A 16513-nucleotide genomic window follows, 5' to 3' on the forward strand; every position below is an offset into this window, starting at 1 on the left:
AGAAGGTCCGCTCAGGCCCAAGAGGAGGACTGATCGTTCATGGGTGTTCTAAAGCGATACGGGGAACTTCTCCCCATCACGCCGTCCACGCCGCAGGTCAACCTGGAGGAGGGCAGCACGCCGCTGATCCCGCTGCCCCGCATCGGGGACCGGCTCGGAGTGAAGCTCTACGGAAAGTTTGAGGGCTGCAACCCATCGGGGTCCTTCAAGGACCGGGGCATGGTGCTGGCCGTGGCCAAGGCGCTGGAGGAGGGGCGGCGGGCCCTGATCTGCGCCTCAACGGGCAACACCTCGGCCTCGGCCGCCGCCTACGCGGCCTCCGTGGGCATCCCCTGCTACGTCCTGCTGCCCGCGGGCAAGGTGGCGATGGGGAAGCTGGCGCAGGCGCTGATGTATGGGGCCACGGTCATCGCCGTGCGCGGCAACTTCGACCGGGCCCTTGAGCTGGCCCGCCAGGGCGCGGAGGAGAGCGGCTGCGCCATGGTGAACTCCGTGAACCCCTATCGCCTCATCGGACAACGGTCGGGGGCCTGGGAGGTCTGCGAGGCACTGGGGGGCCGCGCGCCGGACTGGCACGCCATACCGGTGGGGAACGCGGGGAACATCAGCGCCTACTGGGCGGGCTACTCGGAGTACCACAAGCTGGGAAAGATACCGAACCTCCCCCGGATGATGGGCTTCCAGGCCGAGGGGGCCGCGCCGCTCGTGACAGGCAAACCCTGCCCCGAACCGGAAACGGTCGCCACGGCCATCCGCATCGGGAACCCCGTCAGCGCGCACCTAGCGCGGGCCGCCGTGCAGGAGTCGGGCGGCGAGTTCAACGCCGTGTCCGACGAGGAGATTTTGAGCGCCCAGCGGCTCCTGGCCAGCGAGGGCGGCGTCTTCGCGGAGCCCGCATCCTGCGCCCCGCTGGCGGGCCTCGTCAAGCTCAAGGGACAGGGCCGTCTGCCAGAGGGCATCACCGTGACGATGGTCCTGACGGGCAACGGCCTGAAGGACCCGGACACCGCCATGGGACAGGTGGGGCGCCCCATCGAGATCGGCGACTCACCCGAGGAGCTGCTGAAGGTCCTGGCGGGCCGCTCATGAGGCAGGACGCGGAACCCGTCGTCGTCCTGAAGGTCCCGGCGACGACGGCGAACATGGGACCGGGCTTCGACACCTTCGGCATGGCTCTGTCCCTCCACAACCGCTTCAGCGTGACGGACGTCCTGCCGGAGGGGCGCTTCACGGTCCGCGTGACGGGGGAGGGCGCGCAGGAGCTGGGCGACGTGGAGAAGAACCTGCTCGTCAAAAGCTACTGCCGCGCCTGCGGCGAGTGGGGCGTCCCGCGTCGGGGATTCGTCCTGGAGAGCCACAACGTCATCCCCCTCCGGCGGGGTCTGGGCAGCTCCTCGACGGCCGTGGTGGCGGGCGTGATGCTGGCCAACCTCCTGACGGACGCCCGTGCGCCCCAGGACGAGGCCCTGCGCCTTATGACGGTCATCGAGGGGCATCCAGACAACGTCGTGCCCTGCGCCGTGGGCGGCATGACGGTTTCCTCCTGGGACGGGGAGCGCCTGTGCTGCGTCCGTCTGCCGCCCCTGCCGCAGGACCTGCAGGCGGTCGCTGTCGTCCCGGACTGCGAGGTCAGCACGGAGTTGGCGCGCGCGATCCTGCCCGGCGAGGTGCCCTTTCGGCATGCGGTCCTCAACGTCAGCCGGGCGGCCCTCCTCGCCGCCGCATGGGCCACGGGGCGCTGGGACGTCCTGCCCTTTGCCTCGGAGGACCGGCTGCACCAGCCCTACCGCGCGGACCTGATCCCTGGCGGCGCGGAGGTCCTGGAGGAGGCACGCCGCCAGCCGGACTGCGTCGCGGCCTTCATCAGCGGATCGGGCCCCACGATGATCGCGCTGACCCGCGGGCCGACAGAGCCCGTCGCCTCGGCCATGTGCGCCGCCTTCGCCCGGCACGGCCTCTCCGCCCGCGCGCTCGTCCTGAGCGGGACGGCGGAGGGCGCGACCGTGGACGACCACAGGGCGACGGCAGCTCACTAAGGGGAACACAGGGCCGCTCCTCAAGAACGGCGGCCTGTACGAATACACCGCCCGCGAGCCCGCGAACGACGTCAACCCTGAAAGATATTGAATTCGTTTGAGTTGGCCGCCGGGATCACCCTAGGACCCCGTCCCGACCATGCTATAATGAAGCCACCGGCTCAGTAAAGCGTCATCAAGGTGAACGATCGTTCAAGTTTTTTTTATTCATGGGGGGTATTGACATGGCACGAATTTTTATCAGCCCGAACCGCTATATTCAGGGAGCGGGAGAGATGAAGAAGGTCGGCGAGTACACGGCGAACCTGGGCTCGAAGGCCCTGGTGCTCGTCAGCCAGGGCGGGAAGAAGCGGAGCGGCGCCGAGATCGAGGCGAGCTTCAAGGCCTCAAAGGCCAGCTGTCAGTTTGAGATCTTCAATGGCGAGTGCTCCCGGAAGGAGATCAACCGCATCGCGGCCGTCGTGAAGGGGTCCGGCTGCGACATCGTGGTGGGCGTCGGAGGCGGCAAGATATTCGACACGGCCAAGTCCGTGGCCAATCAGGCGGGAGCCCCTGTGGTCATCTGCCCCACCATCGCCGCCACGGACGCGCCCTGCAGCGCCCTCTCCGTCATCTACACCGACGACGGCAAGTTCGAGGAGTACGAGTTCTTCAGGGCCAACCCCAACGTCGTCATCATGGACACGGACATCATCTCGAAGTCCCCAGTGCGCCTGACGGTTTCCGGCATCGGCGACGCCCTGGCCACCTACTTTGAGGCCCGCGCCTGCATGAGGTCCGGCGCCGTCACCTGCGCCGGCGGCAAGACGGGCGGCGCGGCCATGGCCGTCGCGAAGCTGTGCTTCGACACGCTGATGGCGGAGGGCGTCAAGGCTAAGCTGGCCCTGGAGGCCCACGCCTGCACGGAGGCCGTGGAGAAGATCATCGAGGCCAACACCCTGCTGTCAGGCATCGGGTTCGAGAGCGGTGGCCTCGCCGGCGCCCACGCCATCCACAACGGCTTCACCATCCTGCCGGAGTGCCACCACATGTACCACGGCGAAAAGGTCGCCTTCGGCACGCTGACGCAGCTGGTGCTGGAGGACATCCCACAGGAGGAGCTTCAGGCCGTTCTGCGCTTCTGCGTGGCCGTCGGTCTGCCCGTGACGATGAAACAGTTGGGCATCGAAGACCCGACGCCGGAGAAGATCATGAGCGTCGCCACAGCCGCCTGCGCGCCCAACGACACGCTGCACAACATGCCCTTCGAGGTCACGCCGGAGAAGGTGTCGGCCGCCATCTTCGCCGCGGACGCCATCGGCCGTCAGGCGCTCAAGGACTACAAGCCGGTGGGTGGCGAAGCCCGGTAACGGGCCGCCGTCGGAACGCTCAACAAAAAGGTCGGGCGGGGGAGCCAGTCCCCCGCCCGCTGTTTCGTCCTCTCCGGCCCTATCGAATCCGGCCCATGGCCCACACCACGAGGCTGATGAGGACGATGACGACGAAGATGCCCTCCATCCCCTGCCCCATGATCTTGAGGGAGACGATGAAGTTCTGCACGACCTCGGGACTCATGACGCTTCGCCTCCTTACAGGTACTGGGTGACCAGGCTGATGACCAGTCCGCCCGCAACCACCGAAGCGATCTGGCCGGACACGTTGGCGCCCACCGCGTGCATCAGCAGGATGTTGCCCTTCTCCTCCTCCGCGGCCATCCTCTGCACCACGCGGGAGGACATGGGGAAGGCGGAGATTCCAGCCGCGCCGATCATGGGATTGACCTTCTGCTTGAGGAAGAGGTTCAGCACCTTGGCGAAGACCACGCCGCCGATCGTGTCGAACACGAAGGCCGCAAGCCCGATGAGCAGGATGAGGAGCGTGTCCGTCCGCACGAAGGCCTCCGCCTTCATGCTGAAGGAGATCGTGATGCCCAGGAGCAGCGTGATGAGGTTGGAGAACTCGTCCTGCGCCGTTCGGGACAGCGTATTCAGCACGCCGCACTCGCGCACCAGGTTGCCGAACATCAAAAAGCCCACCAGCGCCACCGACGCAGGGGCGATGAGCCCGACGATGAACGTCACGAAGATGGGGAACAGGATGCGCGTGCGCCGGGTCACGCTGCCCGGCGTGTAGGCCATACGGATGCGCCGCTCCTTCTTCGTGGTGACCAGCCGAATGGCCAGGGGCTGGATGATGGGCACCAGCGCCATGTAAGAGTAGGCGGCCACCGCGATGGCGCCTATGTAGCTGGAGTGCATGATCTGAGCCACGAGGATGGAGGTCGGGCCGTCCGCCGCGCCGATGATGCCGATGGAGGCAGCGTCTTTCAGGTCGAAGCCGAGGAGCGTGGCCAGGCTGATGGCCACGAAGATGCCGAACTGCGCTGCCGCACCGAACAGGAAGAGCACGGGCTGCGCCAACAGAGGCCCGAAGTCGATCATGGCCCCGATGCCGATAAAGAGCAGGATCGGCAGCGCCTCGGAGGCGCTGATCGCCGTTTCAAACAGCCACTGAATGATCCCTGCCGTTTCCCCAATGCCCGCCATGGACTGATTCACCACGCCGGACAGCGGCAGGTTCACCAGGATGGCCCCAAAGCCCAGCGGAAGCAGCAGGGTCGGTTCATACTCCTTCTTGATGGCGAGCCAGATCAGCGCCCCGCCCACCACGTACATCGCGGCCTGCTTCGCCGTGATGGCCATGAGCCCCTCCAACAACAAATTCATCGAAAAGCACCCCTCCTAAAAAGGTCCAAGTCAGACTTTCTGCAATACGTCAACTCGCTCTTGCACCCACAGCCTCCTACAACAAAGGAGCCGGTCCTGGCCGGCTCCTTTCTATAGTCAACGTTCATCGTATACAAAAAATGGCTCCACGACCAGGACTCGAACCTGGAACCTAGTGGTTAACAGCCACCCGCTCTGCCGATTGAGCTATCGTGGAATTTCAGCAAGAAGAATTATACCCCTCCGCACGGGGCCTGTCAACAAGCGTCCGCTGCACCCCATCAGGGGCGGTCGTCTCGCACCCCGACTCGTTCAGGAACCCCATGAAGCCCTGCACGCTGTTGGCCATGAACCGCCGTTCCCGTTCCATCAGGTCCTCGTCCAGTCGGGCCTGAAGCAGTGGGTCGCGCCTCAACAGACACTCCACGACCTCCTCCGGCCTCCGGTCCAGCATCGTCCCGATGAGCTTGAGCCAGCGTTCCGTCTGCTCCCGCGCCAGAGACAGGCGTCCTGTGGGGTCTTCCGACAGCCCCCAGTGCGCGTAGCAGAGGCGCTCGTCCCCGTGCAGGGCCGCCGCGGCGTGGTCCAGCGACGACAGCGCGGCGGCGGCGTCAAAGCGCGGCGGGGTGGTGGGGCGCAGCCACAGCGCGCCGTCCCCGGAGGGCAGCGTCAGCCCCGCGGCCTCACCGATAAAGAAAAGGGGGCTGCCCTCCCTGGGCCGCGTTCGCAGGGCCACGTGGTGAGGGGCGTGGCCTGGGGTCGGGAGGACCTCGATCAGGCCATCGGGGTCCTCCGAAAGGAGCGGGGCCGCCAGCGGCTCCGGCTCGCCGTAGGCCAAGGCCACGTTCCCCAGCGTCCTCACCGAGGCGCTCCACAGCCGGTCCGGCCTCCGCAGGTGGGCGAAGGCGCGGGGATGGGCCAGCACGCCGGCATGAGGCCACCGTCGGCAGAAGGCGCCGACACCCCCCGCATGGTCCAGGTGGATGTGGGTCAGCAGCACGAGGTCCACGTCCTCCGTCAGGCGCTCCAGCGCCCCGTTCAGGAGGGGGATCGTGCTCGCCGGGCCGGGGTCCACGACGACGCGCCGTCCCAGGGCGTCCACGAAGAACCAGGAGGCGATGAACTGCCGGAAGCCCGGCATCCCCTGAGGCAGGTCGATCAGGAACAGCCCCTCGCCGAAGTCGAGGGTCGCGCCCGCCGCCGCGGTCATTTTTCTATCCTGACGATCATGTTGCGGTAGGCGTAGTTTTTGAGGTCCTGAATCTCGTCGTTGTTCATGCGGATGCAACCCTCGGAGGCCATGGTCCCCAGGGAGTCCGGAGCGTGGGTGCCGTGGATGCCGATGCCCTTCCAGCCCCCCGTGTCCAGCCGGATGAACCAGGGGCCGTAGGCCCCCGCGATCTCGCCCTTGCCGTCGCCGAAGTCGTGCTTCCAGGCCGAGGCGTTCTCGATGGACAGGACGCGGAACTGCCCCTCCGGCGTACGGTTGTCCCCAACGCGGCGCTTGTTTCCGGGGTTCTTGCCGATCGCGACGTTGTAGGTCTTCACCAGGTCCCGCCCCCGATAGAGGGACAGCCGGTACTGCCCCTTGTTGATGAGGATCCAGTACTTCCCCGCGCCGCGGGGCGGCTGCGGCGCGCTGGTCGGTGCCGGCTCCGTTACTTGGGGAACCTCGTCCTCCGGCTCCTCCAGCTCCGGCAATACGGCCAGCGGCTCCGAACTCGCGACGCCGGACGCCTCGTCCACGATGAGGACGGGAACGTTCGGAGAATCGAGAGGAGCGCTCAGGGGAACCCCCGCCTCAGGGACGGCCACAGGCCCGCTGCGGAGGAACTCCGCCCCCAGGACGGCCACCGCCGCCGCCGCGCCGCAGAACACGATGAGCCGCATCAGCGGATGCATCCGACGCCGCGCCACCCAGCGGCCCTGCCCCTTATCGATCCACGTGGTTCGCAGCGTCAAGAGGTCCTTTATAAACTCCAGAAAAGCGTTCATTTCCATCCCCTGATCGTCTAAAATTTCAGCGCCAAAAAGCGGCGGCCCGCCGCCGGCCAGACCTCAGAAGTATACCGCATCCACCCCTGAAGTCCACGGGCGAAAAACGGGCCGGACGGCCGCGAATGGCTCACTCGAAGGAGTCCGAGTGGAGGTCCTGGGGGGCGTCGCCCCTCTCGGTCAGGGCCTGCTCCACCGAGGACAGCCGGGCCCGCTCGCCGAAGATCAGGAGCGTGTCCCCCGCCTCGAGCTGCGTGCCGCCCTTGGGGATGAGGAAGCGGGAGCCGCGGTTGATCAGGAGGATCGTCACGCCCTCCGGGAACTTCAGCTCGCTCACCGTGCTGCCGATGACCGCCGCTCCCGGCAGGATGTCCACCTCCCGCGTTTCGTCGCTGCCGCTGCCGGGGGTTCGGTCGAAGGAGAGGGGATAGGAGGGGGCGACCCGGACCGTCGCGTCCAGCCCCAGCCACCGGGCGACCGTGGCCAGGGTCTTGCCCTGCAAGATGACGGAGGTCAGCACGACGAAGAAGATCAGGTTGAACATGAAGCGCGCCTGGGGGTGCCCCTCCGTCAGGGGGTACGTGGCCAGGATGATGGGCACGGCCCCCCTCAGGCCCGTCCAGCTGACGAAGAGCTTCTCCCGAAAGCTGCTGTCGCTGAAGGCGGAGCACAGGAACACCGCTGCCGGCCGGGCGGCGAACATCAGGAAGGCCGACACCAGGAGCCCCAGCCCGATGACGGACCGGTTGATCAGCTCCACGGGGTTGACCAGGAGCCCCAGCACCAGGAACATCACGATCTGCATCAGCCAGGCGAAGCCCTCGTGGAAGCGCTGCAGGCTGTACTTGTAGAGGAAGTCCTGTCCCCCCATCACGATGCCGCAGACGTAGACGGCCAGGTAGCCGTTGCCGTTCACGCTGTTGGCCAGGCCGAAGGTGAAGAGCACGATGCTGATGCCCCACACGGGATAGAGGGCCTCGTTCTCCACCCGCAGCCGCTCGATCATCGCGCAGGACAGACGGCCCATCATCCAGCCCACGGCGCCGCCCGCCACCATCTGAACCACGAAGTTCGCGGCCAGTTGGGCGACGGGGACGCTGTCGCTGCTCAGCCACTTCAGAGCGGTGATGGTGAGGAACACAGCCATGGGGTCGTTGCTGCCGGACTCAAACTCCAAAAGCGGCTTGAGCTTCCCCTTCACCCCGACCTTCTGGGTCCTCAGGATGGAGAACACCGCGGCCGCGTCCGTCGAGGAGATGATCGCCCCCAGCAGGAAGGCGTCCTTGAAGGAGAAGCGGGGCAGGCAGGCCAGGGGCAGGGCCATGAAGAGCGCCGTCAGGAACACGCCGAGCGTCGAGAGCACCAGGCCCTGCCGCACGATGGGGCGCACGTCGTCCCACTGCGTGTCGAATCCGCCGGAGAACAGGATGAAGGCCAGGGCGAAGGTGCCGATGGAGTTCGTCGTCACCGCGTCGTCAAACTGCAGCCCCCCCGGCCCGTTCTCCCCCGCCAGCATGCCGATGGCCAGGAACAGGATGAGCCCCGGCATCTTGATGCGCTCCGAGAGCGTGCCCGCAACGAGGCTCAGGAAGAAGAGAAGCCCCGCCACGAGGAAGGGGTCCACGTACTCCAGCAATCAAAACACTCCTTTCGTCCCAACCGCTCCCGCCGTTTCGGCAGGGGCCTGAACGTCCTTCGCCGTGCCCTGGTCCAACGCCTCGTTCAGGCTCCCCATGCGATAGCCCGCGAGGTCCAGCGTCACGTAGCGGAACCCGGCCGCCCTCAGGGCCTCCGTCACGGCCTCCCGCCGCGCCAGGACGCGGGGAAGGTCCTCGCACTCCGCCTCGACGCGCGCCAGGTCGCCGTGAGCCCGCACGCGAAACTGCGCCGTGGGGGGCAGGATGCCCGCCAGGAAGCGCTCCGCGGCCTCCACGCGCCTCAGCGCCTCCGCCGTCACCGGCTCCCCGTAGGGGATTCGGGAGGCCAGACAGGCGCGCGCGGGCTTGTTCCACGTGAAGAGCCCCATCGCCCTCGATGCGGCGCGGACCTCCGCCTTCGTCATCCCCGCCTCCAACAGGGGGCTCCGCACGGAGCTGAACTCTGCAAGCGCCTTCATCCCCGGACGATAGTCCCCCCGGTCGTCCGCGTTGGAGCCGTCCAGCACCCAGGGGATGCCGCGCTCCGCGGCCCAGCGGACGACGGCCTCGAGGCGCATCCTCTTGCAGAGGTAGCACCGGTCCTGCGGGTTGGCGACGAAGCCCGCGTCCTCCAGCTCGTCCATTGGAAGCACCTCGTGTCGGATGCCCACCTGCGCGGCCAGCCGTCCGGCGTCGGCCCGCTCGTCGGCGGACAGGAGCGGGGACTCGATCGTCACGGCCATGGCGTGCCGACCCAGCGCCTCGTGGGCCAGCGCCGCCAGCAGCGCGCTGTCCACGCCGCCCGACAGCATCACGGCGACGTTGCCCATCGCCTCCAGAAGCCGGCGAACTCCCCGTAGCCGCTCCTCCACCTCGGATTCCAGGTCCGCTCCCTCCATTCGTCGTTTGAAACGTAACCTTTACCATAAGAAAACGCCATCGCAAAAACAACCGCCAAGACACGGAATAAGGGCGAAAGGCGTGGAGCGGAGGCCGATCGGCTTCGTCCGCCCCGCGCCTCCCTAAACGCCGTCGGACTTGATATAATGTTGAAATCATTTTGAGCGGCCCGGCGCCGCACGTCAGGAAAGAGGTTTTTTGAATGCAGCATCGAACTGGACGCGAGCTTCGAGAGATGTTTCTGAAGTTCTGGGAGGAGAAGGGCTCGCACCGCTGCCCCAGCTTCTCCCTGATCCCGGACGACCCCTCCCTGCTCTTCACCATCGCGGGCATGGTGCCCCTGAAGCCCTACTACCTGGGCATCCGACAGCCGCCGTACCCCCGCATCGCCACCAGCCAGAAGTGCGTGCGCACAAACGACATCGAGAACGTGGGGCGCACCGCGCGGCACCACACCTTCTTCGAGATGCTGGGGAACTTCTCCTGGGGAAGCTACTTCAAGAAGGAGGCCATCGCCTGGGCCTGGGAGTTCCTGACGGATCGGATCGGCCTCGACCCCAGCCGCCTCTACGCCACCATCTACCAGGACGACGAGGAGTCCTGGGAGGTGTGGCACCGCCAGGCGGGCCTGCCGGAGGACCGCATCCTCCGCTTCGGGCAGGACAACAACTACTGGTTCATGGGGGACACGGGGCCGTGCGGCCCCTGCTCCGAGATCTACTACGACCGAGGCCCGGCCTACGGCTGCGGCAAGCCGAGCTGCGGCGTGGGCTGTGACTGTGACCGTTACCTTGAGATCTGGAACCTGGTGTTCACCCAGTTCGACCGGCAGAAGGACGGAAGCCTGCCGAACCTGCCCCACAAGAACATCGACACCGGCATGGGGCTGGAACGGCTGGCCTCCCTGGTGCAGGGCGTGGACACGGACTACGAGACGGACCTCTTCACGCCGCTGATCCGGCACACCTGTGCGCGCGCCGGCATCCAATACGGCCAGGGCGGCCGCAACGACATGGCCGTGCGCGTCATCGCGGACCACGTCCGGTCCGTGGCCTTCATGCTGGCGGACGGCGTACTGCCCGCCAACGACGGCCCGGGCTACGTGCTGCGCCGGCTGCTGCGCCGGGCCGTGCGCTTCGGACGGCTCCTGGGGTTCGAGGGGGCCTTCCTGTGCGAGTACATGCCCATCCTGATCGACCTGATGGGCGACCCCTACCGCGAGCTCATCGATCAGCGTCCCACCGTCGAACAGATCATCACCGTGGAGGAGGAGCGCTTTCAGAGGACCCTCCAGCAGGGCACCGACCTCTTCGAGGCCGAGACGGCCCGCCTGTCCGCGGCGGGGCGCAGGGAGGTGCCGGGGGAGGTGGTCTTCACGCTCTACGACACCTACGGCTTCCCGCCGGAGCTGACGCGGGAGATGGCGGACGAGCAGGGCTTCGCCGTGGACGAAGCGGGCTTCAAGGCCGCCATGCAGCAGCAGCGGGACCGGGCCAGGGCCTCCAGCAAGCAGAAGAAGAGCGCCCTCGCCGGCGACGTCTACACGGAGCTGGAGAACGAGGGGGGCGCGACGCGCTTCACGGGCTACGCCTCCGCCATGGGCGCGGGGAAGGTGACGGCCATCCTGACGAAGGAGGGCCGAAGGGACCACGTCGAGGGCAATGGGGAGTTTGAGCTCGTGCTGGACGAGACGCCCTTCTACGCGGAGCGCGGCGGCGAGGTGGGCGACACGGGGACCATCCGGGACGGGGAGACGACCCTGGAGGTCCTGAACACCGTGCCCCACGGCGGGGTCATCGTCCACCGCGTGAGGATGACGGAAGGCTCCGTCCGCGTCGGGGACAGCGTGACGGCCGAGGCGGACGATGCGCGCCGACAGGCCATCCGCCGCAACCACACCGGAACGCACCTGCTGCACGAGGCGTTGGGCCGCGTGCTGGGCCGTCACGTCCGCCAGGCGGGCTCCCTGGTGACGGATCGCTTCCTTCGCTTCGACTTCACGCACCACACGCCCATGACGGACGGGCAGATCGAGGAGGTCGAGCGCATCGTCAACGGGGAGATCCTGCGGAACGTCCCCCTCTCCACGGCGGAGCACACGCTGGATGAGGCGCGGGAGCTGGGGGCGAAGGCGCTGTTCGACGAGAAGTACGGCGACGTCGTGCGCGTGGTGACGGTGCCGGACTTCTCCATGGAGCTCTGCGGCGGCCTGCACGTGCGGGCAACGGGCGACATCGGCAGCTTCAAGGTCCTGCGCGAGGAGAGCATCGGCTCCGGGACGCGACGCATCCTGGCGGTGACGGGGATGGAGGTCGTGGAGCTGATGCAGGTGCTCTTCGGCCTGCGCCGCCGCCTGATGGGCATCCTCTCCGCGGACGAGGAGGGGCTGGAGGCGAAGGCTAAAGACCTGGCGGAGGAGCTGCGTGCCCTCCAGAAGCGGGCCCAGGAGCGGGCGCGCCACGAGATGACGGACAACGTGGATCGGTTCGTGGAGCGGCGCCGCGTGGGCGGCGCAGTGCTGCACATCGGCAGGTTTTCGGACGTCAAGCCGGACGTCCTGCGCGACGTCGGGGACCGGGTGAAGGCGGGGCCGGACCCGTCGGTGGCCCTTCTCTCCTCCGTGGACGGGAACGGGACCTGCACGCTCATCGTGATGGCGGACGACCGGGCCGTGAAGCTCGGGGCCAACGCGGGCGCCATCGTGCGCGAGGCCTCGGCCGTCCTGGGCGGCAAGGGCGGCGGCAGGCCCTCCACGGCCCAGGGCGGCGGACGGGATGGGGAAAAGCTCGACGAGGCCCTGGAGCGCGCGGCGGAGGTCCTGAAGGGGCAGTTGGGGGCATGACGGAGGCTCAGCCCGGGCGCGTGCTGGCGCTGGACGTAGGCAGCGCCCGCGTCGGCGCGGCCATCAGCGATCCCATGCGCCTCATCGCCCAGGGGCTGGCCGTCTGGCCCGTGGTGGACAGGGACGGAGGCTGGCGGCGAAAGTTCGAGGCCTGCCTCGTGCAGTACGCCCCGACGCTGGTCCTGGTGGGGATGCCCACGCGCACGGACGGCACGAGGGGGCCGGAGGCGGAGAGGGTGGCGAAGCTCGTCGACCTCCTCCGCGCCGGCCACCCGGACCTGGCGTTCGACACGTGGGACGAGCGCTTCACCACCGTCATAGCCCACCGGGCGATGATCGAGGGCGGCGTCTCCCGCAGTGGTCGGCGTCAGCGGGTGGACAAGATCGCCGCCGTCCTGATCCTGGAGAGCTGGCTCGCGCGGCAGGCGCCCCCTGACGCCCCGTCCCGCCGGGTGGTAAGATAGTGGCAAGGCCCCGCCGCGCGGCGGCAGGGTCCCGCGTTCAGAAAAAATTTCAGGGCGTCCTCGAGCGACGCTCCACGGGAGGTTTTATTGATGAGCAAGACGGTGCGCCTGGTGTCGGGGGCCCTCGTCCTCCTCGCCGCGCTGGCTGCCGGCTGTGTGGCCTGGGCCGCGGTGGCGGACCCCATCCACGACTACCCCGACTTCAACGACTACGACGACGCAGACCGCTACTACACGTTCGGGGACCACACCACGGACTACGGCTACAACTACCAGCTTCGGGACGTGAGCGGCGCGCGCGACGGACACACCGTCGCCGGTGCCCAGTGGTTCGCCACCTGCTACGAAAACTACCTGTGGCGCTACATCAACGAGGACCTCAACGGGCGTCTGCTCTACCGGCGGACCCTGGGCGGCGAGACGCCCGAGGTGCCCCTGACCGCCTCGGCGGACCTGCTCTACGACTTCGAGGCCGTCTACGTCGACGAGCCGCAGCCCTACCCCGCCTATCCCGACACGCGCTACCGCGACGCCTGCATGGACCCCGTCGAGTCCATCGCCCTGGTCCTCCCCGAAGGGCGGGGGCAGTTCAAGGTCTCCCTGGCCAACCACTACGCGCGCCACTTCCCCCATTGGTGGCGCGAGTCCGGAAGCGGCCATAACCCGATCAACCCGTCGCCCACCCTGTCCGGCGACGTCATCTCCCGCGACGTGATGGAGGACGTGCTCCTGAACGCGGAGGGGTACACCGTCTCCGTGCAGCCCAACAGGCCTCAGCGCGTCATGCCGGGTGAATCCATGACCGCAAACGTCAGCCTGACGGCCGAGAACCCGGAGGCCTACGGCAGCAGGTTGGGCTACATCGCGTTCCGTCAGTCCGCCAGCTTCGACACGGGCTACGTCGGCTGGCGCGAGTCCCTCCACGTCCCCGTGGTGGTGGCCAACGTCCACGACGGCCCGGCCTCCGACCCAGGCAATGAGCTCTACTTCGACATGATGATCTTCAACAGGACGCTCAGCGGCGACGCCGTCGTCGCCGTGGGGGACATCGAGAAGCGCATCCAGTTTCGCTGGGGCGCGGACCGCGAGATGACCCAGAACCTGGGCGCGCTCTACATGATGCGCCACTCCCTGAACAACGGCCTGCCCAGCTACCACCTGGAAACGCGGATCACGAACCGCACCGGCACGCGCTACCGCCTCCAGCGCTACGACATGATCGGAGGCCCGCGGGACAACACCGGCTCCGGCGACGTGGGCGGCGGCTCCTGGGACATGACGGCGCGCTACGCCTTTCGGGACATCCGGCCCGACCACTGGAAGTACGACCTGACCCCGGACCTCTACGGCAGCCTGCCGGCTCACTTCCAACTGGACGCCCACAGCCAGATCGCGCCTGGGCTCGTCACGGTTTACAAGAACCGCGTCGGCACGGGTTACAACACCCTGAACGCCTCCTACGGCACGAGCGAGTCCTTCCGCCTCTACCCCTTCTCCGAGGCCCGGCACCACGACCTGCGCCTCAGCTACCGGCGGGTCGGGGGCATGACCCTGACGGGAGGCGCCTCCGAGACCAACGGACGCTGGCGCGTACAAGGCTTCCGCTGGGACCAGTTCGCCGACGTGATACAGAACGACGAGCAGACGACCTATGAGCTGGAGAAGCTGATGGGCAAGCCCGCCGCCCTGGGGGGCAGCGTCGTCAGCGCCTCGGACGCCTACGTCCGCTCAAGCGCCCTGAACGCCTTCGAGATCAAGACCGACGTCCCCGCCGGGCTGGTTTCCATGGACGTTTCGATGGACGTCGTCGTGTCGCGGGACGTTTCGGGCGACGTGGTCCAGACGGTGTCGAGGGACGTTCCGGCGACCATCGCCGTTCAGCCGATGCGGGTGCGCCTCCGCATCCCGCGCCGGGAGCAGATGCTGGTGGGCCGCTGGGAGGACCTGGACGCGGCGGCGGACGGCAAGGCCCTGCTGAAGCAGTTCATGCGCTTCGGCACGGTCTGGCTGCGCTCCGGCAGGACGAACGAGCGGGACACGAACCTGTTCACCGCCATCTCCCAGCGCGGCGTGGACCCTGCGGAGTGCATCAGCGCGTTCCTCTACAACGACGAGCTCTACCTAGACTTCATCCTCCTCCTGGCGGACGCCAAGAGTCCGCGGGAGGGCTACACGGCCTACCTGCAAATGTTCCGCGACGACGGCATCCCCTACATCCTAATCGGCGACGGGGCGGCGGACGGCGTGTGGAACCTGGGCCTTTACGTGGATGCCGCAGGGGCCAATCCGGAGTCGGGGCGCTCGTCGGACGACGTCAGGCCCAAGCCCCAGGAGAAGGAGGAGGGCGGAGGCTGCAACGCGGCCTCAGGCCTGGGCCTCATCCTGTCGGCACTCGTCGGCGCACTGTTCCTGGAGCGCCGCATCCGGTGAGGCGTGGGCCGCTGATCGCACGGAGGTTCGCATATTCGCGCATATTCGCTATATGACGAGGGGGGACGCATCATGAGTCTTTGGGAAAAGTGGGAACGGGACAAGCAGCGGGCGCAGGGCCTTGAGGTGAAGAGCGACGTTCAGATTCAAAGCTCGTACAGGAAGCCCAACCTGCGCCGCCAGATCGCGATCGTCGCGGCGGTGCTGCTCGGATGCCTCGCCATCGCTTTCGCCTCCATCCTCGTGGAGGCCAGCATGGGCCGAAAGTGGTCGGACACCCTGGTCGTCCGCCTCCTCATTCAGAGGCAGCTCCAGCGCGAGGAGATCGCAAGACGTCAAAATCCATAGCGCGGCAGACGGCGCGGAGCGAGAGGCTCCGCGCCGTCGTTTTGGGCGGGACAGGACCACAATCCATTCGTCCGTGGTAAGATAATGAGGTGAGCGCAGTAAGGGCTCACGCAGGCCCCGCCGGAGCGTGGGGCTATTTTATCATGGGGGGAATTTTGAAATGGCGGACATGTTGAGGAGCAGAGCGGAAGAGTTGAAGGGCAAGAGGACCCGCGAGAACCTGTGCACGGCCTTTGCGGGGGAGTCCCAGGCGCGCAACAAGTACACGTTCTTCGCGGCCAAAGCCCGCGCCGAGGGCTACAACCAGATCGCGGACCTCTTTGAGGAGACGGCGAACAACGAGAGGGCACACGCCAAGATGTGGTTCCAGATCCTCGGCGGGATCAGCGACAGTACGGCGGAGAACCTGAAGGCCGCCGCGGCCGGCGAGCACGACGAGTGGACGGACATGTACCCCACCTTCGCAAAGGTGGCGCGGGAGGAAGGCTTCGACGACATCGCCCGCCTTTTCGAGGGCGTCGCAGCCATCGAAAAGGCGCACGAGGAGCGCTACAAGAGGCTGCTGAACGACGTCGAGAAGGGGCTGGTCTTCTCCTCCGACGGCGACGCCATCTGGCAGTGCGCCAACTGCGGGCACATCGTGGTGGGCAAGAGGGCGCCCGAGATGTGTCCCATCTGCGGGCACCCGAAGGCCTACTTCATGAAGATGGCCGAGGGCGGCCAGGCCGGAATGTAAAGCAGGCGTCGGTCGGGATTTTCGCATGGAGAAGGAGAGAACGGCGGAGGCGGAGCTCCTCAGAAGATGATTATAATAGCGCTACGAGATCAATTTCGAGGAGGTCAATCATGTTTGTAGCTTTAAAGAAATTTTTTGCCTTCCTTTTGGCTGTTGCGGTCCTTTTCCCCTCCGGCGTGGCGTCTGCCGACGTCCCGCTCCCTGCCCCGCAGAGGACGGGCGGGCCGGGTCTCTTTGACGCCATCGGAAGCCGCGCCTCGGCCCTGGGGGCCGACTTCGCCTCCATGGGGGAGGTATCGCCGGAGAAGCTCTCGACGATCCTGTGGGCGGCGACGGGTCTGAACCGCGGGGAGAAGGGCTGGACCGTGCCGATGGCCATGGGGATGGAGCCCTACGTCAAAGTCTACGTGGCACGGGCCG

At 67.2% G+C, this 16513-nt stretch carries 15 protein-coding genes and 1 tRNA gene; 9 read left to right on the plus strand and 7 right to left on the minus strand.

Annotated elements, in window-relative coordinates:
- Window positions 1–39: 39 nt before the first annotated feature.
- The 3 genes from thrC to ACO41U_RS05260 all read left to right on the plus strand — a co-directional run bounded on the left by thrC (window position 40) and on the right by ACO41U_RS05260 (window position 3385).
- A complete protein-coding gene (gene thrC, locus ACO41U_RS05250; RefSeq protein ID WP_485942165.1) occupies window positions 40–1089 on the plus strand; it encodes a threonine synthase in 1050 nt (349 codons plus the stop codon).
- Window positions 1086–2036: a homoserine kinase gene (thrB, locus tag ACO41U_RS05255; RefSeq protein ID WP_485942167.1), complete on the plus strand. Its 951-nt coding sequence runs from the start codon at window positions 1086–1088 to the stop codon at window positions 2034–2036. Before thrC ends, thrB begins: the two co-directional genes overlap by 4 nt.
- 224 nt (window positions 2037–2260) lie before the next feature.
- Window positions 2261–3385, plus strand: a complete 1125-nt coding sequence (locus tag ACO41U_RS05260; protein WP_485942169.1) for a glycerol dehydrogenase — start codon at window positions 2261–2263, stop codon at window positions 3383–3385.
- Between the two features lie 79 nt (window positions 3386–3464).
- On the opposite strand, the gene ACO41U_RS05265 is transcribed toward ACO41U_RS05260, so the two are convergent.
- From ACO41U_RS05265 to larE, 7 genes are all read right to left on the minus strand, one after another.
- A complete protein-coding gene (locus ACO41U_RS05265; RefSeq protein ID WP_015556667.1) occupies window positions 3465–3590 on the minus strand; it encodes a hypothetical protein in 126 nt (41 codons plus the stop codon).
- A gap of 14 nt (window positions 3591–3604) precedes the next feature.
- A complete protein-coding gene (locus ACO41U_RS05270; RefSeq protein ID WP_485942171.1) occupies window positions 3605–4741 on the minus strand; it encodes a sodium ion-translocating decarboxylase subunit beta in 1137 nt (378 codons plus the stop codon).
- A 141-nt stretch (window positions 4742–4882) separates the two neighbouring features.
- Window positions 4883–4958 (minus strand) — tRNA-Asn (locus ACO41U_RS05275).
- 3 nt (window positions 4959–4961) lie between these two features.
- Entirely contained in the window at window positions 4962–5951 is a 990-nt protein-coding gene (locus ACO41U_RS05280) for an MBL fold metallo-hydrolase (protein WP_485942173.1), read from the minus strand.
- On the minus strand, window positions 5948–6736 hold the full coding sequence (locus ACO41U_RS05285; RefSeq protein WP_485942175.1) for a L,D-transpeptidase: 789 nt from the start codon (window positions 6734–6736) through the stop codon (window positions 5948–5950). Before ACO41U_RS05285 ends, ACO41U_RS05280 begins: the two co-directional genes overlap by 4 nt.
- A gap of 130 nt (window positions 6737–6866) precedes the next feature.
- Entirely contained in the window at window positions 6867–8372 is a 1506-nt protein-coding gene (locus ACO41U_RS05290; protein ID WP_485942177.1) for a potassium/proton antiporter, read from the minus strand.
- A complete protein-coding gene (gene larE, locus ACO41U_RS05295) occupies window positions 8373–9272 on the minus strand; it encodes an ATP-dependent sacrificial sulfur transferase LarE (RefSeq protein WP_485942179.1) in 900 nt (299 codons plus the stop codon).
- A gap of 203 nt (window positions 9273–9475) precedes the next feature.
- Here larE and alaS point away from each other — a divergent pair, with 203 nt between their 5' ends.
- From alaS to ACO41U_RS05325, 6 genes are all read left to right on the plus strand, one after another.
- Complete coding sequence (gene alaS / locus ACO41U_RS05300; RefSeq protein ID WP_485942181.1) at window positions 9476–12115, plus strand: alanine--tRNA ligase; 2640 nt, start codon at window positions 9476–9478, stop codon at window positions 12113–12115.
- Complete coding sequence (gene ruvX / locus ACO41U_RS05305; protein ID WP_485942183.1) at window positions 12112–12579, plus strand: Holliday junction resolvase RuvX; 468 nt, start codon at window positions 12112–12114, stop codon at window positions 12577–12579. The genes alaS and ruvX overlap by 4 nt, the downstream gene beginning before the upstream one ends.
- 90 nt (window positions 12580–12669) lie before the next feature.
- Window positions 12670–15009, plus strand: coding sequence for a hypothetical protein (locus tag ACO41U_RS05310; RefSeq protein WP_485942185.1), 2340 nt, complete (start codon window positions 12670–12672; stop codon window positions 15007–15009).
- A gap of 72 nt (window positions 15010–15081) precedes the next feature.
- The gene (locus ACO41U_RS05315; RefSeq protein ID WP_485942187.1) at window positions 15082–15357 is read left to right on the plus strand and encodes a hypothetical protein; all 276 of its coding nucleotides are present in this window, start codon (window positions 15082–15084) and stop codon (window positions 15355–15357) included.
- 160 nt (window positions 15358–15517) lie between these two features.
- A complete protein-coding gene (gene rbr, locus ACO41U_RS05320) occupies window positions 15518–16093 on the plus strand; it encodes a rubrerythrin (protein WP_485942189.1) in 576 nt (191 codons plus the stop codon).
- Window positions 16094–16203: 110 nt separating this feature from the next.
- Window positions 16204–16513 (plus strand): hypothetical protein (locus ACO41U_RS05325; protein ID WP_485942191.1); only part of this gene is annotated, 310 nt, incomplete at its 3' end.

The sequence above is a fragment of the Fretibacterium sp. genome, from assembly GCF_057312375.1.

Excerpts from the sequence above, each read along its gene's own strand:
- thrC (WP_485942165.1), top strand. The coding sequence starts at position 40 with ATGGGTGTTCTAAAGCGATACGGGGAACTTCTCCCCATCACGCCGTCC.
- thrB (WP_485942167.1), top strand. The coding sequence starts at position 1,086 with ATGAGGCAGGACGCGGAACCCGTCGTCGTCCTGAAGGTCCCGGCGACG.
- ACO41U_RS05260 (WP_485942169.1), top strand. The coding sequence starts at position 2,261 with ATGGCACGAATTTTTATCAGCCCGAACCGCTATATTCAGGGAGCGGGA.
- ACO41U_RS05265 (WP_015556667.1), bottom strand. The coding sequence starts at position 3,590 with ATGAGTCCCGAGGTCGTGCAGAACTTCATCGTCTCCCTCAAGATCATG.
- ACO41U_RS05270 (WP_485942171.1), bottom strand. The coding sequence starts at position 4,741 with ATGAATTTGTTGTTGGAGGGGCTCATGGCCATCACGGCGAAGCAGGCC.
- ACO41U_RS05280 (WP_485942173.1), bottom strand. The coding sequence starts at position 5,951 with ATGACCGCGGCGGCGGGCGCGACCCTCGACTTCGGCGAGGGGCTGTTC.
- ACO41U_RS05285 (WP_485942175.1), bottom strand. The coding sequence starts at position 6,736 with ATGAACGCTTTTCTGGAGTTTATAAAGGACCTCTTGACGCTGCGAACC.
- larE (WP_485942179.1), bottom strand. The coding sequence starts at position 9,272 with ATGGAGGGAGCGGACCTGGAATCCGAGGTGGAGGAGCGGCTACGGGGA.
- alaS (WP_485942181.1), top strand. The coding sequence starts at position 9,476 with ATGCAGCATCGAACTGGACGCGAGCTTCGAGAGATGTTTCTGAAGTTC.
- ruvX (WP_485942183.1), top strand. The coding sequence starts at position 12,112 with ATGACGGAGGCTCAGCCCGGGCGCGTGCTGGCGCTGGACGTAGGCAGC.
- ACO41U_RS05310 (WP_485942185.1), top strand. The coding sequence starts at position 12,670 with ATGAGCAAGACGGTGCGCCTGGTGTCGGGGGCCCTCGTCCTCCTCGCC.
- ACO41U_RS05315 (WP_485942187.1), top strand. The coding sequence starts at position 15,082 with ATGAGTCTTTGGGAAAAGTGGGAACGGGACAAGCAGCGGGCGCAGGGC.
- rbr (WP_485942189.1), top strand. The coding sequence starts at position 15,518 with ATGGCGGACATGTTGAGGAGCAGAGCGGAAGAGTTGAAGGGCAAGAGG.